Here is a 21,753-nt window from a genome sequence, read left to right as displayed (position 1 = left end):
ATCCGGTGTCTACAGCGCGGCGGCCTGGCGCTCGGCGTTCTCCACCACGTTGACCAGCAGCATCGCGCGGGTCATCGGGCCCACACCGCCCGGGTTGGGCGACAGGAACCCGGCAACCTCGTCCACACCCGCGGCGACGTCACCGGCGAGGCCCTCGTCCGTGCGTGTGACACCGACGTCGAGCACCGCCGCGCCCGGCTTGACCATGTCTGCGGTGACGAGTCCGGGAACACCGGCGCCGGCCACGACGACGTCGGCCTTGCGGGTGTGCTCGGCCAGGTCACGCGTACCCGTGTGGCACAACGTGACGGTCGCGTTCTCGGAACGGCGGGTCAGCAGCAGGCCCAGCGGACGGCCCACGGTCACACCGCGGCCGACCACGACGACCTCGGCGCCCCGGAGCGGAACGTCGTACCGGCGCAGCAGCTCCACGATCCCGCGCGGGGTGCAGGGCAGCGGCGCCTCCTCCATGAGGACGAGCTTGCCCAGGTTGGTGGGCTGCAGGCCGTCGGCGTCCTTGGAGGGGTCGATGAGGTCCAGCACCCGCCCCTCGTCGAGACCGCGGGGCAGGGGCAGCTGCACGATGTAACCGGTGCAGGCCGGGTCCTCGTTGAGCTCGCGCACGGCCTGCTCCACCTGCTCCTGGGTGGCGTCGGCCGGAAGGTCGCGGCGGATGCTGGCGATGCCCACCTGCGCGCAGTCGCGGTGCTTGCCGCGCACGTAGGTGTGGCTGCCCGGGTCGTCACCGACCAGCACGGTGCCCAGCCCGGGGGTCACACCCTTGGCGTGCAGCTTGGAGACCCGCTCGGCCAGGTCCTCCTTGATGGCCTTGGCGACGGCCTTGCCGTCGAGCACGGTCGCGCTCATGGTGCCTCCTCGTGTTCGATGCGAATGGCCTAGTGGAAGAAGTGCCGGGTGCCGGTGAGGTACATCGTGACGCCGGCGGCCTTCGCGGCGGCGACGACCTCGTCGTCCCGCACCGATCCTCCGGGCTGCACGACCGCGCGCACACCGGCGCCGGTGAGGATCTCCAACCCGTCGGGGAAGGGGAAGAAGGCGTCGCTGGCGGCCACGGCACCGCGCACGCGGTCCCCGGCGCGGTCCACGGCCAGACGGGCGGAGTCGACCCGGTTGACCTGCCCCATGCCCACACCGACGGTGGCGCGGTCCGAGGAGAGCAGGATCGCGTTGGACTTGACCGCACGCACCGCACGCCAGGCGAAGCGCAGTTCGGCGAGGGTCTGCTCGTCGGCGGGCTCGCCGGTGGCCAGGGTCCAGTTCTCGGGGTCGTCGCCCGGGGCGTCGACGGCGTCGCGTGACTGCACGAGCAGGCCGCCGCTGATCTGGCGGCGCTCCACACCGCCGGTCACACCCTCGGCGCCCTGGACCACGAGCAGCCGGATGTTCTTCTTCCGGGTGAGCACGTCCACGGCCTCGGGGGAGAACGCGGGCGCCACGACCACCTCGGTGAAGATCTCCACGACCTGCTCGGCGAGGGTGGCCTCGACCGGGCGGTTGGTGGCGATCACACCCCCGAACGCGGAGACGGGGTCGCTGGCGTGGGCCTTGCGGTGCGCCTCGGCGTTGTCGGCGCCGACCGCGATCCCGCAGGGGTTGGCGTGCTTGATGATGGCCACGCACGGCTCGGTGAAGTCGTGGGCGGCACGCAGGGCGGCGTCGGCGTCGACGTAGTTGTTGTAACTCATCGCCTTGCCGTGCAGCTGCTCGGCGCCGGCCAGCCCGCTCCCCGCGGACTCGGAGGCGGTGTACAGGGCCGCCTTCTGGTGCGGGTTCTCGCCGTAGCGCAGCACCTGCTCGCGCTCGAAGTCCTCCCCGAAGAACGCCGGCCATCCGGACTCACCGGACTCGGCGTCGGGGGCGTAGGACTCGGCGAACCAGGTCGCCACGGCCGCGTCGTAGGCGGCGGTGTGCTGGAAGGCCTGCCCGGCCAGGCGCTTGCGCTGGTCCAGGGTGAACCCGCCGCCGCTCACCGCCTGCAGGGTCTCGTCGTAGGCGCCGGGGTCGACGACGACGGCGACACTGCCGTGGTTCTTCGCGGAGGCCCGCACCATGGCGGGCCCGCCGATGTCGATCTTCTCGACACAGTCGGCGTCGGAGGCGCCCGAGGCCACGGTGTCGCCGAAGGGGTAGAGGTTGACCACGACGAGGTCGAAGGGTGCGATGCCCAGGCCCTCGATGGTCTCCACGTGCGCGGGGTCGTTCTGGTCGGCCAGGAGCCCGCCGTGGATGTGGGGGTGGAGCGTCTTGACGCGCCCGCCCATGATCTCGGGGAAGCCGGTGACCTCCTCGACGGGCGTGACCTCGATGCCGGCCTCGCGCAGTTTCGCGGCGGTGGAGCCGGTCGAGACGATCTCCACGCCTGCCTGGGCCAGCCCGGCGCCCAGGCCCTCCAGACCGGTCTTGTCGTACACGCTGATCAACGCACGCCTGATGGCCCGCTGGGTCACGGGGTCTCCTTCGTCTCGCTCGCGTTCGTGGGGGTCGGGCCGGTGCGGCCCAGCCGCACGTGCCTGCCGTCGACGGTCCAGCCGCGCCGCGCGAGCTCACCGACCGTGTCGACGAGCATGCGCCGCTCCACGGTCTTGATGCGTTCGTGCAGCGCGGCCTCGTCGTCGCCGTCCTCGACGGGGACCGGGACCTGGTCGATGATCGGTCCGGAGTCGACCCCTTCGTCGAGGAAGTGGATGGTGGTGCCCGTGACCCGGACACCGTGGGCGAGCGCGTCGCGAACCGCGTGCGCGCCGGGGAAGGAGGGCAGCAGCGCCGGGTGGATGTTGACCGCGGCGTGGCGGCCCACGACGGCCGGACCGAGGATGCGCATGAACCCGGCCGAGACCACCAGGTCGGGGGCGAAGTCGGCGATCCGGTCGGACATCGCGGTGTCCCACTCGGACCGGTCGGCGTAGTCGCGGAAGGGGACCACGAACGCGGGGACGCCCTCTTCCTCCGCTGTCTCGAGCCCGCCGGCGCCGGGCCGGTCGGATCCGACGGCGACCACCTGTGCCCCGTACTCGGGGGACCTGCAGGCGTCCAACAGGGCGGCCATGTTGCTGCCCGTGCCCGATATGAGAACCACCACTCGCGCGGACAGTGTGCTTCTCCCTCGTGTGTAGAAGAACAGCACGGGAGCCGTGCTCCCGCTCCCGGGGTCGCTGGGGGACAGCGCGGCATCCGGGGAAACTCGTGCGCGCCGCACACGGGCGGCGCAAGAACCGGGACCACAGGGGCCCCGTCCGCTTTCCCACCCTATCGGTCCGGGTAGCGTCGGACCGACGGGGACCTGGGGTTGTGCGACGGCTCTCCCGGCTCCCGTCCCGCTGCCCGCAGACCGTGACCGGGTACGCTCCGCCCGTGCGCGATCGGTGGACCCCCGCCGAACGCCGCACCAGAGCGAGCCGGCCACACACGGCGCACTCCCACGCGCCACCGAAGGAGAGTCACCCGTGAGCGAGAACAGCCCGGAGCCGCAGAACGACGGGCAGCCGCCCAAGTCCGAGAGAGGCGGGCTGTGGGGCCTGTTCTTCGGCGCGGTCGGCCTGTTGCTCCCGCCGTACGGGATCTTCCTGTCGGCCTTCGGTCTGATCCAGGGTTTCCGCGCACGCCGTGCCGCGCGCCGCCGCAGCGTGACCGCGCCGATGGCGATGGCGAGCGTGTTCGTGGGGTCGGTCGGCATCGTGCTGTCGGTGGCGATGGCGGCGGTGCTCTTCCTCTACCAGGACCAGGTGGCCGACTACCGGGACTGCTCGGCCCGGGCGCAGACGGTCTCGACCCAGGACGCGTGCGACCAGGCGTGGGAGTCGGGGACCGGGTTGCCGCCGGAGGTCATCGGCGGCTGACCGTTCCGGCCCGGGCGGCCGGACAGCGAACTCTTGGAAGGGGTGGCGGACCGGTTCCGCCACCCCTTCCGTCGTGTCCGGGGCGGGGCCACTTTCCGGTCGCTTGGCCTTGAAGAAACGGCCGCTTCGCAAACCAGCGGGCACACCCAAAGGGATTACACTTAGTATGCAATCGTTCACTAAAAGTGCTCCGATCTCCGCCCGGAGGGGACCCGATGGACACCGACGCCCCCGGCTCCGCAGGTCCGGCCCCGAAGGACCGCACCGCGCTGGTCCGTCGCCGCCGCACGATCGTCCTGACCGGCCTGCTGGGCGGCCTGGCCGTGGCCGTGGCGGCCCTGGCGGCCCTGCCCTCCGCCTACACCGCGACCACCACCGTCCAGGTGCGGCCGCCGGGCGCGGCCGAGGCCGGAGGGGTGCCCGACGACGCCCCCGGGCGGGACCTCGACATCGCGGCCGAGGTGCAGCTGGCCGGGTCCGAGCTCACGGCCGCGGTGGTGTCCGAAACCCGGGGCGAGGACGGCCTCTCCCCCGCCGAACTGGCGGACCGTGTGCACGTGGAGGCGCCCTCCGACGGCGACGTGCTCGAGATCGCCTACACCGCGCCCACCCCGGAGCAGGCCCGGGACGGCGCCGACGGGTGGGCCGAGGCCTACCTCGCCACCCGTGCCCAGCAGACCCAGGCCCTGCTGGCCACACACCTGGAAGCGCTGCGCGACGAACAGGAGGTCCTGTACGCGCAGCTGACACAGGTCGAGGGCGACGCCGCACGCACCGAGGCGCTCCAGCAGGAGGTCGCCGACCTGAGCGGGGTCGTCGCGTCGCTGACCGCGATGGCGCAGACCGCCGACCCCGGCACGGTCGTCGACCCCGCGGACACCCCCGGTTCGGCCTCCGCGCCCTCGCCGCTGTTGTGGCTGTTCGGCGGGCCCGCGGCCGGCCTGGCGCTGGGGCTCGCGGCGGCGTACGTGCGCGACCGCCTCGACCCGCGGGTGCGTGACGGCGTGCAGGCGGCACGGCTGTCCGGGAGCCCGGTACTCATGGAAATGCCCGTGCCCGCGCGCCTGGACGAGCTGTTGTGCGAACCCTTCGACGAGCACAGTTCGGGCGGGCAGCGCGCCAACGCGTGCGCACACCTGTTGCGGTCACGGCTGGGCGTGCGCAAGGGCGCGGACGAGGAGGAGCAGCCCGAGGGGGCGGAGGGGGCGCAGGTCGTCCTCGTCACCTCGGTCACCCCGGGGCGTTCCGGGCCCCGCGCCGCCGTCGACCTGTCCGCCGCGCTGGCCCGCACCGGGTCCGAGACGCTGCTGGTGTGCGCCGACCCCTCCCCCGCCCCGCTCGGGCTGCCCGAGGGGCCCGGTCTGGCCGAGGCGCTCGTGGACGGTGAGGACCCGGGCGCGCTCACGGTGCGTCCGGACTCCGTACCCCGCCTGCGTGTGCTGCGGCACGGGCGGCCCGGGACCAGCGCACCCGTCCAGGCCACCGTGGTGCACGACCTGTTGGAGCTGCTGCGCCCCGACGCCGACCACACGGTCCTGACCAGTACCGCCGGGACCGGGCGCGCCGACGTCGAGGCCCTCATGGGTGTGGCCGATGCCCTCGTGCCGGTGGTGGAGCTCGGACGCTCGCGCCGGGAGGACCTGGCCTCGCTCGTGCGGGCCGCCGAGCTCAGCGGGACGGCGGTGCCCGGCGTCGTGGTCCTGGTGCACGCGGACGCCCCCGAGGTTCCGGTTCCCCCTCCCGCGTCGGTGCCGGCGTCGGAGGCCGCTCCGGCCGGGGCCGTGCCGGCCTGCAGGGTCGCCGAGCACGACCGTGCGAAGCACGACCCGAGCGGCGGGGGGCCAACGGGTTCCGAGGGCCTGACCGGCGCAGCCGGCGCGCCCGGTACCCGCACCGACGTGGGCCGTGAGGCCGTGGACGCTTCCCGCGTCCGCGCCGACGGCACCCTGAGGCAGGCCGAGACCCCGGCAGGCACGGACGCCGGTCCCGGCGAAACCGCGGGCGGCTCCCCCGTCGACGCGAGAGCGGAGGCCCGAGCCATGGGGGACAGCGACGCCGTCGCGCTCGGAGGAACCGGAACCGGGGCCCGCTCCGAGCCCGACGGCGGCATGGCGGGGGTGCCCGACAACACTTCGGACGCCGGTCCCGGGTCCGACGCCGCCACGGGGGCAGGGCGCTGATGCCGCGCACCCGCCTCCACGTCGCAGCTCTGTCCGTCCGTGCTCGCGGGGGTGTCCGGTGAACAGTGAATCCACGTATCTGACCGACCTGGCGGCCGTGCTGTGGCCGTGCGGCGGGTTGCTGGGGCCCGGGGAGTTCGCCGGCGCCCGGCTGGCCCGGCGCGAGCGCGGCAACCAGTACCTTCCGGTGCCCAACGCCCGGAACCCGCGCATCATCCTGCCCGCGCACGACCGCACCGCCGCCACCCGGGGGATCGCGTCCTTCTCCCAGGACCACTCGATCGCCGAGCGCCTGCGTTCCCTGGTCCTGACCGGGGCGTTCGCGACCGGGTTGGCTCCGTTGCTGCTGCGCGACCGCCTGTACGTGGGCGCGGGGCCCGGTATCGAGCACGCGCTCGCCTCTGCGCTGGACCGGGAGGTGTCGGTGGCGATCCACCTCGGCCCACCCCGCGCCAACCGCAAGCCCGTCCTGCTGCTGCTCACCCCGGGCGGGCGCACCATCGGGTACGCGAAGGTCGCCACCAACACACTGACCTCGCGCCTGGTCCGTGCCGAGACCCGGGCGCTGCGGCACCTGGACGAGAGCCCGCTCCCGGACGTGACGGTCCCGCGCCTGATGCACGAGGGCGAGTGGAACGGCCAACCGCTGATGGTCCAGGAGGCGCTGCCGGTCGGCGACCAGACCGACCGCCCCACCCGGCGCCAGCTCCTGCGGTGCGTCGCCCAGATCGTCGGGCTGGGAACGGTGCGCACACGCCGGCTGTCGGAGAGCCCTTACCGGCGTTCGCTCGAGGAACGCATCGTCATGCTCGGCGCCCGCCCCGAGGCCGCTCCCCTGCGCGCCGCACTGCGCCGGCTCCCGGACGTGCAGGTCCCCTTCGGCGCCTGGCACGGCGACCTGACCAGGTGGAACGTGGCCAGCACAGCCCGCCGCGCGTTCGTGTGGGACTGGGAACGCCTCGCCCTGGACGCCCCCGCCGGTTTCGACGCGCTGCACTACGACCTCAACGAGAGCGTGCAGGCGGGCGTCCACCCGGGTGTGCACCGGTGGTTGGAGACCGGGTCACGGCTGTTGCGCGACCCGCTGATGGCCGAGACCGGTCTGCGCCCGCACACGGTGTCCACCGTCATGGCCCTGTACCTGATCGACCTGGCCACGCGTTTCCTGGCCGACCTGCAACCGGGCCACGGCGGCCCCGCCATGGCCGCGGTCGACGACTGGCTGCTGCCCGCCCTGGAGGGTCTCCAGGTCCGGGCCGGCCACGAAGCCGCGCACACCGACTGAGCCGACCGACCTGTCCCCCTTTTCGTCCCGACCGATCCAGAGGTGAGGAGCCGATGCCCGCACCACCGCCACGCCGCCCGCAACCCGGCCCCGTCGTCCCCCGTCCGAGGCCCGGCACCGCCAACACACCGGGCAGGTTCCGCACACGGCAACGGCCCCGAGCCGGAGGGTCCGGTCGGCTCGGGGCCGCGGTGCGGGGTCCGGGGGCGCGGGGGCCGCGCTCCCGTGTCAGGTCACGCCGGGGGCACCGGCGTGGTGTTTACAGGCCCTCGACGTTGAGCAGCAGGTTGACGGTGTCGGAGGGCACGCTGTCGAGCTTGTCCTCACCGGCGTTGTCGACCAGCCAGCTCAGGACGGTGTCCTGGTCGGCGGAGCCGTTGGCGTCCTGGTAGAGCGCCGCGGCACCGGCCACGTGCGGGCTGGCCATGGAGGTGCCGGACATGGTGTCCGTGCCGCCGCCCGGCACGGTGGACTCGACGTCCTCGCCCGGCGCGTAGATGTCCACGGCGCTGCCGTAGTTGGTGAAGAAGGTCGAGCCGTCGTTCTCGTCGGAGGCGGCGACGGTCACGACGCCCTCGGCACCGCCCGGGGAGACGTTGCCGGCGTCCTGGCTCTCGTTGCCCGCGGCGACCGCGACGAACACACCGGAGTCGGCGAGCGCGTTCACGGCCTCGTCCAGGGCGGGCGACTCGGGGCCGCCGAGCGAGAGGTTGGCCACCGAGCTGTCGTCGGCGTTCTCGGCCACCCACTCGACACCGGCGATGATGTCGTCGTACTCACCGGAGCCCTGGTCGTCCAGCACCTTCACACCGACCAGGCCGGTGCCGGGGGCGACACCGTAGCTGTCGGAACCGATGGTGCCGGCCACGTGCGTGCCGTGGCCCTGGACGTCCTCGGCGTCGCCGCCGTAGGCGTCCCAACCGGCCTCGGCACGGTCGCCGAAGTCGGGGTGGTCCACGTCGATGCCGGTGTCCAGGATGTAGGAGGTGGTCCCGGAACCGTCCGCCTCGGTGGAGTACTCGCCGTCCAGCGGCAGGTCCTCCTGGTCGATGCGGTCCAGGCCCCACGGCACGAAGGCCTCGGCCTGGCCGACCTGCTCGATGTAGGCCACGGAGGACTCCGCGCGCAGGTCCTGCACCTCGGACTCGCTCAGGGAGGCCGAGTAACCGTTCAGCACCTCCTCGTAGGAGTGGTTGACCTGGTCAGCGGAGATCCCGAGGGCGGAGGGGGTCACCGAAGCGGTACTGACGCCGTCCTCGAGGACCACGAAGTACTCGCCGGCCACCGCGTCCGCACTCGTGTGCAGGGGTGCCAGGTCATCGGCGCCGGCGGCGGCAGCACCGCCGAGGGCGAAGGGGACCGACAGGGCGCCCGCCGCGACGAAACCGACCACGGCCTTGCGGGTTGGGTGCTTCTTCAAGGTGTTTCTCCTTGAGGGGGTTAGCGGGGATATGAGCACCTTGGGCACTACGGTACGTATTCGCACTGTTGCACCTTTAGTGCAGTTCGACACTTTAGTAAGAAGATCGGCGGATTGCCATACTTGGGTCGAATTTTTCTCCGATTCAAGGTCGAACTGCATGTCCGGGCGGGGTTCCGGTTCGACAGTCACACAAGGGACACACGACCGTCATCGAACCCTCCGTACACAACTCGGGGCCGCCGCACTCGAAAGTGCGAGCGGCCCCGAATCGGGATGAGGTCCCATCACCCGAGGACTATCTTCTCCCCCCGGAAGCCCCGCCGATCATTCAACCCCGGTGGGGATACAGTTTTCTCACCCCTGAGAATGTTTGATGATTTCTCAGGTCATTCTGCGTTCACGACCATCCCCGCACCGACCGTGGTGTTGGTGGCCTCGTCGATGAGGATGAACCCGCCGGTCTGACGGTTCCTGGCGTACTCGTCCACGAACAGCGGCTGGGTGGAACGCAGCCGCACCCGGCCGATCTCGTTCAGCTCCAGGTGCTCGGCCTCCTGGTCACGGGAGAGCGAGTTGACGTCCAGGCGGTAGTAGAGGCCCTTGACCATCACCTTCGCCGTGCGCGTCGTGTGCTTGACCAGGAGCCGCGAACGGGGCGTGAGCTTGCGGCTGTCGGTCATCCAGCACACCATCGCGTCGACGTCCTGCGCCGACTCGGGACGGTTGTTCACTCGCGCGATCATGTCGCCGCGCGAGACGTCGATGTCGTCCTCCAGCAGGAGCGTCACCGACATCGGGTGGAAGGCCTCCTCCAGCTCCCCATCGGCGGTGACCACCTTGGCGACCCGGCTCGTGTACCCGGACGGCAGGTGCACGACCTCGTCGCCCGGACGGAACACCCCGCCGGCCACCTGTCCGGCGTAACCCCGGTAGTCGTGCAGCTCGGGGTCGTCGGACTTCTGCGGCCGGATCACGTACTGCACGGGGAAACGTGCGTCGACGAGGTTGTCGTCGGAGGCGATGTGCACGTTCTCCAGGTGGTGCAGCAGCGAGGAGCCCTTGTACCAGGGCATGTTCTCGGAGGTGGTGACCACGTTGTCGCCGTGCAGCGCGGAGATCGGCACGAACGTCACGTCACGGGTGTCGAGCTTGGCGGCGAACTCGGAGAACTCGCGGCGGATCTCCTCGAAACGCTCCTCGGAGTAGTCGACCAGGTCCATCTTGTTGACCGCCAGCACCAGGTGCGGGACCTGGAGCAGGCTCGCCAGGAACGCGTGCCGCCGGCTCTGCTCCTGCAGGCCCTTGCGCGCGTCCACGAGGATGACCGCGAGGTCGGAGGTCGAGGCGCCGGTGACCATGTTCCGGGTGTACTGCACGTGCCCCGGGGTGTCGGCGATGATGAAGGTGCGCTTGGGCGTGGCGAAGTAACGGTAGGCCACGTCGATGGTGATGCCCTGCTCGCGCTCGGCCCGCAGGCCGTCGGTGAGCAGCGCCAGGTTGGCCCGCTCCTCACCGCGTGCGGCGCTGGTGCGCTCCACCGCGTCGAGCTGGTCCTCGAAGATGGACTTGGAGTCGTACAGCAGCCGCCCGATCAGGGTGCTCTTGCCGTCGTCGACGGAGCCCGCCGTGGCGAACCGCAGGATGTCGTTGTTCATAGCTGGACCGGGTCCTGTGTGCGAAGGGGACTGATGGTGGGGCCCACGAAGGGCGGAGGGGCGCACCGAGAGGGAGCGGGAGCCCTGAGAAGGCACGCCCGCTAGAAGTAACCCTCGCGCTTGCGGTCCTCCATGGCCGCCTCGCTCGCGCGGTCGTCGGCCCGGGTCTGACCCCGTTCGGTGAGCCGGGTCGCCGCGATCTCGGTGATGATGTCGTCGATCTCCACGGCGTCGGACTTGACCGCGCCGGTGCAGGTGAGGTCGCCGACGGTGCGGTAGCGGACGGTCTCGGTGAACACGTCCTCGCCCTCGCCCCGGTTGATGATGGGCGAGTCGGAGAGCAGGATCCCGTCGCGCTCGAAGACCTCGCGTTCGTGCGCGAAGTAGATGGACGGCAGCTCCAGGCCCTCACGCTTGATGTAGGCCCACACGTCGAGCTCGGTCCAGTTGGAGATGGGGAAGACCCGGATGTGCTCGTCGCGCTCGATGCGGGTGTTGAACACGCTCCAGAGTTCGGGACGCTGGTTCTTGGGGTCCCACTGGCCGAACTCGTCGCGGAAGGAGAAGACACGCTCCTTGGCGCGGGCCTTCTCCTCGTCGCGCCGGGCGCCGCCGAAGGCGGCGTCGAACTGGTTCTCCTCGATCGCCTCCAGCAGCGCGGAGGTCTGGAGGCGGTTGCGGCTGGCCCAGCGGCCGGTGGGCTCGCTGACCTTGCCCGCGTCGATCTGCTCCTGGACGGAGGCCACGACCAGGCGCACCCCCGCCTCCGCGACGCGGCGGTCGCGGAACTCGATGACCTCGGGGAAGTTGTGCCCGGTGTCCACGTGCATGACGGGGAACGGCACGGCCCCGGGCCAGAAGGCCTTCTCCGCGAGGCGGAGCATCACGATGGAGTCCTTGCCCCCGGAGAAGAGCAGCACGGGTCGCTCGAACTCGGCAGCGACCTCGCGCATGATGAAGATGGCTTCGGCCTCCAGGACGTCCAGCTGGGAGAGCTGGTGACGCCCGGGTGCCTGCTGACTCGCCTGACCCATGAATCCGCCTTCGTGTTACCGACTCGGCCGACGGCGGTGGGGCGTACGGGTCAGCCCCCCGCGTGCGGCCCGGCGTTGTCCAGATCCGCGCCGTCGCGGATACTCGCCAACAACATACCCGACAATTCCGATCGACATACAAGGATATCCGGGAGCCGGGGGTCGGCCCGGTTGTAGAGCAGCTCGGAACCGTCGATGCGGGAGGCGTGCAGACCGGCCGCACGCGCCACTGCGACGGGCGCCGCGCTGTCCCACTCGTACTGTCCGCCGGAGTGCACGTAGATGTCGGCCACACCGAGCAGGACCGCGCAGATCTTCGCGCCGGCCGAACCCATCGGCACCACCTCGGCGCCCAGCTGGTTGGCCATGCGCTGCACGAACTCCGGCGGCCGGGTGCGGCTCGCGGTGATGCGCAGGCGCTGATCGGAGGGGCGCTCCTCGGGCAGCCACGGCGGGTCCACCGAAGAAAGCGTGCTGCCCTGCGCGGGCAGGGCGACGGCGCCGGCGACCAGCTCGCCGTTCTCCCACAGTGCCACGTGCACGGCCCAGTCGGTTCGGCCGGGCTCGGCGAACTCGCGTGTTCCGTCCAGCGGGTCGATGATCCACACGCGCCGGGAGCTCAGCCGCGCCTCGTCGTCCACACCTTCCTCGGACAGCACCGCGTCGCTCGGACGCAGGCGCCCGAGGGCGGAGAAGAGGAATTCGTGCGACGTGCGGTCCCCCAGCGTCCGCAACACCTCGGGCTCGTCGAAGCCGTGCCGGGCGCGCAGGCGCAGTAGCAGCTGCCCCGCCTCGCCCGCGAGGTCACGGGCCACCTCATGATCGTTCCGGATGCTTTTCACCGACTCGTCTGCTCCCGCCCCACGGATGGTCCTCGCCGGCCGCGTCGTCCACTGGTTGTGAAGGCCTGGCGTCGGCGCCCAGTTTTCCACGTACGCGGGCCCGGACGGCCCGAATCCTCCCAACAGGGTCCGGAACCTCCGCCGACCCGCACAGCCTCGAACGCGTCCGTTCCGGGCACCATCGTACGGAACCCGGAACCGGCCCTCGGGGGGCAACCCCCGGTCACAGGCCCGCTCGACGCTGAGAATAGTAACTGAAAGTAATCAGAACATCGCTTTAAGTACCGGCCTGTTGTGCGGGCCGGGCGCACGAAACCGGAGGCACCATGCCGAGGCCACGCCTGACCACCTCGCTCACCGCCACCGCGGCGGCAGTCCCGCTCGCCCTGCTGCCGATCTCACCCGTGGCCGTCCAGGAGGCCGCGCAGGACACCCTGCGCGACGCCGCGCCCGAGGGGTTCCACATCGGGAGCTCCGTCGCGGGCGGCGGCCACCACGACGCCGAGCCGTACCCGGATCCCTTCACCCACGACGAGGAGTACACCGACGTCCTCGCCCGGGAGTTCGCCTCCCTCACGCCGGAGAACCGGATGAAGTGGTCCGAGATCCACCCCGCCGAGGGCTCCTACGACTTCGACGCCGCAGACCGGATCGTGGAGTTCGCCGAGGCCAACGGCCAGGAGGTGCGCGGCCACGCGCTGCTCTGGCACGACCAGAACCCGGACTGGTTGGAGGAGGGCGACCACACGGAGGGCGAGCTCCGGGAGATCCTGCGCGACCACGTCACCACGGTCGTGGGGCGGTACGAGGGACGGGTCCACCAGTGGGACGTGGGCAACGAGCTCATCGGCGACGACAACGAACTGCGCACCGAGGAGAACTTCTGGCTGCGCGAACTCGGCCCGGAGATCATCGGGGACGTGTTCCGGTGGGCGCACGAGGCCGACCCGGCGGCGGAGCTGTTCCTGAACGACTACAACGTCGAGGACGTCAACGACAAGAGCGACGCCTACCTCGCCCTCGTCGAGGACCTGCTCGCCGACGGGGTCCCGGTGCACGGGTTCTCCGCGCAGGCCCACCTGAGCACCGCCGCCGGCTACCCGGGGTCGCTGGAGGAGAACCTCGACCGGTTCGGCGACCTCGGGCTGCGCACGGCGCTCAGCGAGGTGGACGTGCGCGTGGAGACACCGCACGAGGGCGCCGGGGCGACGGAGGAACAGCTCGCGGAACAGTCAGACTTCTACACACGCGCCCTGCAGGCGTGCCTGGACGCCGAGAGCTGCACGTCCTTCACCGTCTGGAGCTTCACCGACCGGTACTCGTGGATCCCGATCGCCTTCCCCGGGGAGGGCGCGGGGTCGATCATGGACGACGACCTGAACCCGAAACCCGCCTACGACGCCCTCCGGGAGACCCTGCAGGCCCACACCGGCTGACGCCGCGGGGATCGGTTCAGGCGGCGGTGTGGAAGATGTTCTGCGCCTTGGCCAGGCCGTCGGTGAGCACCGTCCGGACCGCGTCGGCCGCCCGCTCCACGTTGAGGTCGAGCTCGGCCCGCTCGGGGGAGGCGAAGTCGCGCAACACGTAGGCGGCAGGGTCCATCCGGCCGGGCGGGCGGCCCACACCGAAGCGCACCCGCAGGTAGTCGGGGCCGGACAGGGAAGCGGTGAGGGACTTGAGGCCGTTGTGGCCGCCCGAGCCGCCGCCCTTCTTCAGCTTGAGCGCCCCGTAGTCCACGTCCATCTCGTCGTGCACCACGACGATGCGCTCGGACGGGATCTTGTAGAACCGCGCCAGCGACGCCACCGGGCCGCCCGACAGGTTCATGAACGTGCGCGGCTTGACCAGGATCGCCGGGACCCCGTCGAGGCGGGTCTCGGCGATCTCGGCGTTGGACCGGTGCGCCTTGAACCGCTCGTTCTCGGCGGCGGCCAGCGCGTCCACCACCATGAACCCGGCGTTGTGCCGGTTCCCGGCGTACTTCGGCCCGGGGTTTCCCAACCCCACCACCAGCCAGCGCTCGGTCATGTCCTCGGTCTTCCTGATCCCCAGTGCTTCCAGCAGGCGCTTCATGGAACCCGACCCTACGACGAACGCGCGGTCCCGGAAGCCGGAACCGCGCGTCTCGCGTTGGTGCAGGCGCCTTACTCGGCGGCCTCGGCCTTCTCGCCCTCGGCCTCACCCTCGGACGCGGCCTCGCCCTCGGCGGCGGCCTCCTCCTCGGCGGCCTCCTCCTCGGCGAGCTCGTCCTCGGTCTGCGGCGTGTAGACCGTCAGAACGGTGGTCTCGGCGTCGGTCACCAGCGTGGTGCCGGCGGGCAGCTTCAGGTCACCCGCGGTCCGGATCTCACCGGACTCCAGGCCCTCGACGTCGATCTCGACGCCCTCGGGGATGTGGGTGGCCTCGGCCTCGACGGCCACGGCGACGAGCTCCTGGTTGAGCACACCCGGGGTCTGGACCTCACCCGTCACGGTCACGGGGATCTCGACCTCGACCTTCTCGCCCTTGGCGACGACCAGCAGGTCGACGTGCTCCACGAAGCCCTTGATGGCGTCACGCTGAACGCTCTTCGGCAGGGCGAGGTTGTCCTTGCCCACGCCGTCGATACGCATCAGGACGTTCGGGGTCTTCAGGGCGAGCATGAGCTCGTGGCCCGGCAGGTTCAGGTGGCGGGGCTCGGTGCCGTGGCCGTAGAGGACGGCCGGCACCTTGCCCGCGCGGCGGACGCGACGAGCGGCGCCCTTGCCGAATTCCGTGCGGGGCTCGGCAGCGATACGTACCTCGGACACGACAAAACTCCTCGGGTTCAACCCCGCAGCACGGGGAACACGACTCCAGTAGTACGAACGAATCCCGCCGCGGCGGGGATACGGCGGGGTCACCCCGTCCGGGGGACACGACCACCCTGGTTCCAGGCGTGCCCGGCGAGCCGTCACCGGACCCGTCCGGCCCGGGAACGCTCGTCGCGCACCCCTGCCCGCGCTCTATCGCGCAGCCCGAACGGACTCCGCTGGACACGGGGACACTCGGCCAAGTCTACTGGCTTCACCGACGACTCCGTACACACCCACCGGCGGGCTCCCATGAGGGGGGACGCCCGCCGGCGACAGTGTGTGGCTACGCCTGCTCGGGGGGTGGCTCGACTCTCGGGGAGAGGCTACTCGAACAGGCTCGTGACGGAACCGTCCGTGAAGACCTCACTGACGGCGCGGGCCACGAGCGGGGCGATCGAGAGCTGAGTGAGCTTCTCGAAGGAACGCTCCTCCGGGATCGGCAGCGAGTTGGTGACGATCACCTCGGAGATCCGCGAGTTCTGCAGGCGCTCCGCGGCCGGACCGGACAGCACACCGTGGGTGGCCGCGGCCACGACCTTGTTCGCGCCCTGCTCGAAGAGGGCCTCGGCGGCCTTGACCAGGGTCCCGCCGGTGTCGATCATGTCGTCGACCAGCACACAGGTGCGCCCCTCGACCTCACCGACGACCTCGTGGACCTTGACCTGGTTGGCCACGTCCGGGTCGCGGCGCTTGTGGATGATCGCCAGCGGCGAGCCCAGGCGGTCGGCCCAGCGGTCGGCGGTGCGCACACGGCCGGCGTCCGGGGAGACCACGGTGATGTCGGACAGGTTCAACTGCCCGCCGACGTAGTCCGCCAGGATCGGCAGGGCGAACAGGTGGTCCACCGGGCCGTCGAAGAAGCCCTGGATCTGGTCGGTGTGCAGGTCCACCGCCATCATCCGGTCCGCGCCCGCGGTACGGAAGAGGTCGGTCATCAGGCGGGCCGAGATGGGCTCGCGCCCGCGGTGCTTCTTGTCCTGGCGCGCGTAACCCAGGAACGGGGTGACCACGGTGATGCGCTTGGCGGAGGCCCGCTTGAGCGCATCGACCATGATCAGGTGTTCCATGATCGACTCGTTGACCGGGTCCGAGTGGGTCTGGAGGACGAAGGCGTCACTGCCGCGCACCGACTCCAGGTAACGGACGAAGATCTCGCTGTTCGCGAAGGTGTCGAACCGGGTGGGAACCACGTCGATCCCCAGTTCCTTCGCCACTTCCTCGGCCAGGGCCGGGTGCGCGCGCCCCGAGAAGAGCATCAATTGTTTCTGGCCGGTGGCCTTCATCCCGGTCACGTGTTTTCCCCCACACTCACTGCTGGTTGTCGTCGGCTCTGTGCCGATCAGCTTGGTCCGCCGCGTCCGCGGCGGCCGTCCCGGGCCGCTTGCGCTGGGTCCAACCCTCGATGTTGCGCTGTCGGTGCCCTTCGGAAACCGCCAGTGCCCCGGGCGGGACGTCCTCGCGGACGACGCTCCCCGCACCGGAGTAGGCTCCGTCGCCCACGTGCACCGGGGCGACGATCGTGTTGTCGCTGCCGATACGCACGTGGTCGCCGATGGTGCTCCGGGACTTGTTGACCCCGTCGTAGTTGACGAACACCGAGGAGCAGCCGATGTTGCTGCCCACACCGATGTCGGCGTCACCCACGTAGGTCAGGTGCGGAACCTTGGATCCGGCGCCGATCGTCGCATTCTTGACCTCGACGAAGGCACCGGCCTTGGTCCGCTCGGCCAGGCTGGTGCCCGGCCGGAGGTAGGTGTAGGGGCCCACGCCGGCCCCGGGGCCGATCTCGGCCCGGTCGGCGGTGGTCTCCCGGACCTCGGCGCCGTCGCCGACGGTCGTGTCGGTGAGTACGGCGCGGGGCCCGACGAGGGCGTCCTCGCCGATGACGGTCTCGCCCATGAGCCGGCAGCCCGGCTCGACGGCGGTGTCGGCGCCGATGCGCACCTGGACGTCGATCCAGGTGGTGGCGGGGTCCACCACGGTGACGCCGGCGCGCATGTGCTGCTCGACGATCCGCTCGTTGAGCAGGCGGCGGGCCTCGGCGAGCTGGACCCGGTCGTTGACGCCCTGGACCTCGTGCCGGTCGCCGGCGGCCCAGGCTCCGACCCGGTGGCCGTCGCCGCGCAGGATCGACAGGGCGTCGGTGATGTACTCCTCGCCCTTGGCGTTGTCGGTGGACAGGCGCTGCACGACCTTGGTCAGCAGGGAGCCGTCGAAGGCGTACATGCCGGAGTTGATCTCGTCGATCGCGCGCTCGTCGTCGGAGGCGTCGGCGTGCTCGACGATGCCGGTCACCGAGCCGTCGGCGTCGCGCACGATGCGCCCGTAACCGTGGGCGTCGGGCACGCGCGCGGAGAGCACGGTCACGGCGTTGCCCTCGCTCTGGTGGGCGGCGACCAGCTCACCGAGGGTCGCGCCGCGCAGGAGCGGGGTGTCACCGCAGGTCAGGACGATGGTTCCGGAGAGGTCGGCGCCGGTCTCGGCGAGGTGCTCGACCGCCATGCGCACCGCGTGGCCGGTGCCGTTCTGTTCCTCCTGGACGGCGGTGTCGACCCCGGGGGCCACCTCCGCCAGGTGTTCGCGGACCTGCTCACGTGCGTGGCCGACCACGACGACCGAATGCTTCGGGTCGACGTCCCGGGCCGCCGCGACGACGTGGCCGAGCATGCTGCGGCCGCCGATCTCGTGGAGGACCTTGGGAAGTTTCGACTTCATACGGGTGCCCTCGCCCGCTGCGAGGACTATGACGGCAGCCGGTCGGTTCACGCTCACAGAAGGAGACCCCTCGTGATAGCTGGCGGTTGACGTGTCGGCTCACCCTTCGGCGGCGCGCGACCCGCGGGTGCCGCACGGGCGGCCGTCGAGACCTGCGGCCAACATGGGAAGGATACATGCGCGTCACATCCGCCCCAGCGGGCGTCACGCCCGGTGGGAGGGGGATCCGGCCGCCCTCGCCCGTCGCGGGGCGTTCGGCGTGCGCAGTGTGAGATGGGCCGCGTCGGCTGTGCCGCCGGTGCCCGCGCTCGGGGCGGCGGCCTTCCCAGCTCCCGGACCAGGACTCGAACCTGGACGATAGGGACCAAAACCCCACATGCTGCCATTACATCATCCGGGAAAGCGGCGGGCGAGAAGTCGCCACATCCGTCTGCTCCGGACCAAACATAGCGCGTCCTCACGGGGGCTTGCCAAACCTACGCCTACGTAGGTTACGGTTACGTAGGTATAGGTTGGGACGCCGCGAGGGGCTGGGCCCGCCCGGCCTGAACCCTCCCCAACTGGGAAAACTCTGTCGACCGGCCCCCGGCAACGAGGTATGTGAACCATGACCGCTGCTCCTGACATCCCCATCGGCGAGACCAAGAAGAAGCGCGAGCCGATCCCCGAGTACGAGCCCGAACCCCGGGGCAAGGCGGAGCGCTACACGGTCTTCGCCTTCGTGTTCATCCCGCTGATCGCGCTCCTGGCGTCCGTCCCCTTCTTCTGGGGCTGGGGCCTCAGCTTCGTCGACATCGCGATCGCCGCGGTCTTCTACCTGATCAGCGGCCTGGGGATCACCGTCGGCTACCACCGCCTGTTCACCCACGGCTCCTTCCGCGCGAAGCGGCCGCTCAAGATCGCCATGGCGGTCGCCGGCTCCATGGCCATCGAGGGCAGCGTCATCAAGTGGGTGGCCGACCACCGGCGCCACCACAAGTACGCCGACGCCGAGGGCGACCCGCACTCGCCGTGGCGCTTCGGCGACGACTGGAAGTCGGTCGCCAAGGGCCTCTACTACGCCCACATGGCGTGGATGTACCTGGACGAGAAGAAGACGTCGCCGCGCAGGTTCGCCCCCGACCTGCTCAAGGACAAGGACATCGTCCTCATCGACCGGCTCTTCCTGCCGATCGTGCTCTTCTCCCTGTTCGCCCCGGCGCTCATCGGCGGCCTGATCACCATGTCCCTCTGGGGCGCCTTCACCGCGTTCTTCTGGGCGAGCCTGGTGCGCGTCGCCCTGCTGCACCACGTCACGTGGTCCATCAACTCCATCTGCCACACCATCGGCGAGGAGAACTTCGAGGTCCGCGACCGCTCCCGCAACGTCTGGTGGCTCGCCATCCCCTCCTTCGGCGAGTCCTGGCACAACCTGCACCACGCCGACCCGACCTGCGCGCGGCACGGTGTCCTCAAGGGCCAGATCGACATCTCGGCCCGCCTCATCTGGATCTTCGAGAAGTTCGGCTGGGCCACCAAGGTCCGCTGGCCCAACAAGGAACGACTCGCCGCCAAGCGCGTGACGGTCTAGGATCGGTAGCCATCATGGGAGCAGCCGACAGCGATCAGAAGGTCCGCGTGCGCCGCAAGCGCATGACGGGCAAGGAGCGTCGGCAACAGCTGCTCGAGATCGGGCGCGAGCTGTTCGCCGAGCGCGGCTACGACGCGAGTTCCGTCGAGGAGATCGCTGCGCGTGCCGGCGTGTCCAAGCCCGTGGTCTACGAGCACTTCGGCGGCAAGGAGGGCATCTACGCGGTCGTGGTCGACCGTGAGATGCGCACCCTGCTGGACATGATGGGCGAGGCCCTGACCGCCGACCACGCCCGCAGCAAGATCGAGAAGGCGGCGCTGGCCCTGCTGCGTTACGTCGAGGAGAACACCACGGGGTTCCGGGTCCTGACCCGCGACTCCCACGTGGCCTCCGGGACGGGCAGTTTCGCCAGCCTCATCAACGACATCGCCAGCCAGGTCGAGCACATCATGGTGGCCGAGTTCGAGGAGCGCGGCTACGACCCCGCTCTGGCCCCGATGTACGCGCAGGCGCTGGTGGGCATGTGGGCCCTGACCGGCCAGTGGTGGCTCGAGGTGCGCAAGCCCCGCCGCGAGGTGGTGGCCGCCCACCTGGTCAACCTGGCCTGGAACGGGCTGTCCAGCCTGGAGGCCAAGCCCCAGCTGGAGAGCAAGGAGCGGCGTTCGAAGCGCTGAACCTGACGGAACGAAGCCTTGTGGGGCGGGTGTGCACTTCGCATACCCGCCCCACTATCTTGATGTCAAGAGATAGGCTGGGACCCATGCGCGATGAGGTGGATGGGTTGATCGAGGCGTGGCGGACCCAGCGTCCGGACGTCGACGTGCGGCCGCTGGAGGTCTTCAGCCGTGTCTCGCGTCTGTCCCGGCACCTGGACCGTGCCCGCCGGACCGTCTTCACCGAGCACGCCATCGAACCGTGGGAGTTCGACGTGCTGGCGGAGCTGCGCCGCTCCGGCCCTCCCTACGAACTCAGCCCCGGACGGCTCCTGCGCGCCACCCTGGTCACCTCCGGCACCATGACCAACCGCGTGGACCGCCTGGCCGCGGCCGGGCTCGTACGCCGCCGCCCCGACCCCGCCGACAAGCGCGGTGTGCTCGTGCGGCTCACCGACAAGGGGGCCGAGCGCATCGACGCCGCGCTCGCCTCCCTCGTCAGTTACGAGGAGGGCCTGCTCTCCCCGATGGAGGGCCAGGACCGCGAGCAGCTCGCCGCGTTGCTGCGGAGTCTGCTCGCACCCCTGGACCAGGGGCCGGAGAGTCCGAAAAGCTAGGCACTGTCGGCGGTACGGCGTCCTTCTCACCGGCGCCTGCCCCAGGCGCAACCCCTTCCTCGAGCACGCCGGTTGGAGTTCGACAGTGAGAATGCGATGGACGGTGCTGGCCGCCACGGCCGCGACGGCCCTGGTCGCCGCGGGCTGCGGCGGTGACGACGGCGACGAGGCGGCCGGCGACGGCCCCCGCCACTACTTGTCCTTGGGGGACTCCCTCACCGTGGGTGTGCAGCCCGACGACAACGGGACCCTGCAGGAGACCCGGGACGGCTACACCGACGTGCTGTACCGGACCCTCTACGACGCCGACTCCACGCTGCAGCACGAGCGCATGGGATGCGGCGGCGAGGACACCACGTCCTTCCTGGAGGGCGGCGAAGGCCTGTGCGAGGGCGAGTACGAGGGGATGTCCCAGCTGGGCGCCGCAGAGAACTTCCTCGCCGAGAACGGCGACCGGGTCGAACTCATCACGCTCACCATCGGCGGCAACAACTTCACCGGGTGCGTCGAGGACCTCGACATCGACGGGGAGGACGGGCCCACCCTCGACGTCGACTGCGTCGACGACGGCCTCGAACGCATCGATTCGGAGCTGCCCGAGATCGCCGACCGGCTGCGCGCGGCCGCAGGCGAGGACACCCAGATCGTGGGGATGACCTACTACAACCCCTTCCTCGCCGCCCTGTTGCTGGAGGACGAGGGCGAGCTCGAGGAGGACGTCACCGACGAGGAGACCCCCGAGGGCACCGCGGAGGTCGAGGGCGACCTGCCCGGCGGAGAGGGTGTGGTCGAGTACGCCACCGGGGTCCTGGAGGAGATGAACGAGTCGATGCGCAGCACCTACGCGGACGCCGGCATCGACGTCGCCGACGTGGAGGTCTTGTTCGACTCCACCGACTTCGAGGTCCCCGAGGCCAGCGCGACCGGCATGCCCGCGAACGTGCAGGCGGTCTGCGACTGGACGTGGATGTGCGACACCGCGGTCGGACCGGACATCCACACCAACCAGGCCGGCGCCCAGGAGATCGCCGGGCTGTTCGAGGACCAGCTGCGCTGAGCCGCATACGGGCGGGCGCGGCGGGGCCGCC

At 70.8% G+C, this 21,753-nt stretch carries 19 protein-coding genes; 8 read left to right on the top strand and 11 right to left on the bottom strand.

The features are described 5' to 3' along the window. Positions 1–9: 9 nt before the first annotated feature. From IDM40_RS11055 to purN, 3 genes are read right to left on the bottom strand one after another with little or no spacing between them, the layout of a single operon-like run. Complete coding sequence (locus IDM40_RS11055) at positions 10–867, bottom strand: bifunctional methylenetetrahydrofolate dehydrogenase/methenyltetrahydrofolate cyclohydrolase (RefSeq protein WP_193121866.1); 858 nt, start codon at positions 865–867, stop codon at positions 10–12. 29 nt (positions 868–896) lie between these two features. Continuing rightward, on the bottom strand, positions 897–2,468 hold the full coding sequence (gene purH / locus IDM40_RS11050; protein ID WP_193121865.1) for a bifunctional phosphoribosylaminoimidazolecarboxamide formyltransferase/IMP cyclohydrolase: 1,572 nt from the start codon (positions 2,466–2,468) through the stop codon (positions 897–899). Next, positions 2,465–3,100, bottom strand: a complete 636-nt coding sequence (gene purN, locus IDM40_RS11045; protein ID WP_193121864.1) for a phosphoribosylglycinamide formyltransferase — start codon at positions 3,098–3,100, stop codon at positions 2,465–2,467. Before purN ends, purH begins: the two co-directional genes overlap by 4 nt. Before the next feature lie 364 nt (positions 3,101–3,464). Between purN and IDM40_RS11040 the strand changes: the two genes are divergently transcribed. The 3 genes from IDM40_RS11040 (at position 3,465) to IDM40_RS11030 (ending at position 7,322) form a co-directional block, all read left to right on the top strand. Beyond that, complete coding sequence (locus tag IDM40_RS11040) at positions 3,465–3,857, top strand: DUF4190 domain-containing protein (protein ID WP_193121863.1); 393 nt, start codon at positions 3,465–3,467, stop codon at positions 3,855–3,857. A 215-nt stretch (positions 3,858–4,072) separates the two neighbouring features. Continuing rightward, positions 4,073–6,037 (top strand): hypothetical protein, encoded by a 1,965-nt coding sequence (locus tag IDM40_RS11035; protein ID WP_193121862.1) that lies wholly within the window; start codon positions 4,073–4,075, stop codon positions 6,035–6,037. A gap of 58 nt (positions 6,038–6,095) precedes the next feature. Further along, positions 6,096–7,322: a phosphotransferase gene (locus IDM40_RS11030; protein ID WP_193121861.1), complete on the top strand. Its 1,227-nt coding sequence runs from the start codon at positions 6,096–6,098 to the stop codon at positions 7,320–7,322. Positions 7,323–7,581: 259 nt separating this feature from the next. Here IDM40_RS11030 and IDM40_RS11025 read toward each other — a convergent pair whose 3' ends face one another. The 4 genes from IDM40_RS11025 to IDM40_RS11010 form a co-directional block, all read right to left on the bottom strand. Continuing rightward, positions 7,582–8,742, bottom strand: a complete 1,161-nt coding sequence (locus tag IDM40_RS11025) for a S8 family peptidase (RefSeq protein ID WP_193121860.1) — start codon at positions 8,740–8,742, stop codon at positions 7,582–7,584. A 389-nt stretch (positions 8,743–9,131) separates the two neighbouring features. Further along, positions 9,132–10,400, bottom strand: coding sequence for a sulfate adenylyltransferase subunit CysN (cysN, locus tag IDM40_RS11020; RefSeq protein ID WP_193121859.1), 1,269 nt, complete (start codon positions 10,398–10,400; stop codon positions 9,132–9,134). A 101-nt stretch (positions 10,401–10,501) separates the two neighbouring features. After that, positions 10,502–11,434 (bottom strand): sulfate adenylyltransferase subunit CysD, encoded by a 933-nt coding sequence (gene cysD, locus IDM40_RS11015; protein WP_193121858.1) that lies wholly within the window; start codon positions 11,432–11,434, stop codon positions 10,502–10,504. 50 nt (positions 11,435–11,484) lie between these two features. Continuing rightward, complete coding sequence (locus IDM40_RS11010) at positions 11,485–12,276, bottom strand: 3'(2'),5'-bisphosphate nucleotidase CysQ (RefSeq protein ID WP_193121857.1); 792 nt, start codon at positions 12,274–12,276, stop codon at positions 11,485–11,487. Positions 12,277–12,602: 326 nt separating this feature from the next. Between IDM40_RS11010 and IDM40_RS11005 the strand changes: the two genes are divergently transcribed. After that, the gene (locus IDM40_RS11005) at positions 12,603–13,712 is read left to right on the top strand and encodes an endo-1,4-beta-xylanase (protein WP_193121856.1); all 1,110 of its coding nucleotides are present in this window, start codon (positions 12,603–12,605) and stop codon (positions 13,710–13,712) included. A 16-nt stretch (positions 13,713–13,728) separates the two neighbouring features. Here the strand turns inward: IDM40_RS11005 and pth are convergent, their stop codons facing one another. The 4 genes from pth to glmU all read right to left on the bottom strand — a co-directional run bounded on the left by pth (position 13,729) and on the right by glmU (position 17,882). Then, positions 13,729–14,349, bottom strand: coding sequence for an aminoacyl-tRNA hydrolase (gene pth, locus IDM40_RS11000; RefSeq protein ID WP_193121855.1), 621 nt, complete (start codon positions 14,347–14,349; stop codon positions 13,729–13,731). Positions 14,350–14,420: 71 nt separating this feature from the next. Then, positions 14,421–15,065, bottom strand: a complete 645-nt coding sequence (locus tag IDM40_RS10995) for a 50S ribosomal protein L25/general stress protein Ctc (RefSeq protein WP_193121854.1) — start codon at positions 15,063–15,065, stop codon at positions 14,421–14,423. Positions 15,066–15,433: 368 nt separating this feature from the next. Then, a complete protein-coding gene (locus tag IDM40_RS10990; RefSeq protein ID WP_193121853.1) occupies positions 15,434–16,402 on the bottom strand; it encodes a ribose-phosphate diphosphokinase in 969 nt (322 codons plus the stop codon). A 16-nt stretch (positions 16,403–16,418) separates the two neighbouring features. Continuing rightward, the gene (glmU, locus tag IDM40_RS10985; RefSeq protein WP_193121852.1) at positions 16,419–17,882 is read right to left on the bottom strand and encodes a bifunctional UDP-N-acetylglucosamine diphosphorylase/glucosamine-1-phosphate N-acetyltransferase GlmU; all 1,464 of its coding nucleotides are present in this window, start codon (positions 17,880–17,882) and stop codon (positions 16,419–16,421) included. A 550-nt stretch (positions 17,883–18,432) separates the two neighbouring features. On the opposite strand from glmU, the gene IDM40_RS10980 reads away from it, so the two are divergent. The 4 genes from IDM40_RS10980 (at position 18,433) to IDM40_RS10965 (ending at position 21,722) form a co-directional block, all read left to right on the top strand. Further along, complete coding sequence (locus IDM40_RS10980; protein WP_193121851.1) at positions 18,433–19,395, top strand: acyl-CoA desaturase; 963 nt, start codon at positions 18,433–18,435, stop codon at positions 19,393–19,395. A gap of 14 nt (positions 19,396–19,409) precedes the next feature. Next, positions 19,410–20,069, top strand: a complete 660-nt coding sequence (locus tag IDM40_RS10975; RefSeq protein ID WP_193121850.1) for a TetR/AcrR family transcriptional regulator — start codon at positions 19,410–19,412, stop codon at positions 20,067–20,069. Positions 20,070–20,155: 86 nt separating this feature from the next. Further along, a complete protein-coding gene (locus IDM40_RS10970; protein ID WP_193121849.1) occupies positions 20,156–20,665 on the top strand; it encodes a MarR family winged helix-turn-helix transcriptional regulator in 510 nt (169 codons plus the stop codon). Between the two features lie 91 nt (positions 20,666–20,756). Then, the gene (locus IDM40_RS10965; RefSeq protein ID WP_193121848.1) at positions 20,757–21,722 is read left to right on the top strand and encodes a GDSL-type esterase/lipase family protein; all 966 of its coding nucleotides are present in this window, start codon (positions 20,757–20,759) and stop codon (positions 21,720–21,722) included. Positions 21,723–21,753: the final 31 nt, after the last annotated feature.

This window comes from Nocardiopsis coralli, from assembly GCF_014892575.1.
Lineage (GTDB): Bacteria > Actinomycetota > Actinomycetes > Streptosporangiales > Streptosporangiaceae > Nocardiopsis > Nocardiopsis coralli.
The sequence above is the reverse complement of the archived record's forward strand: the minus strand, read 5'-3'. Positions and strand labels throughout refer to the sequence as shown.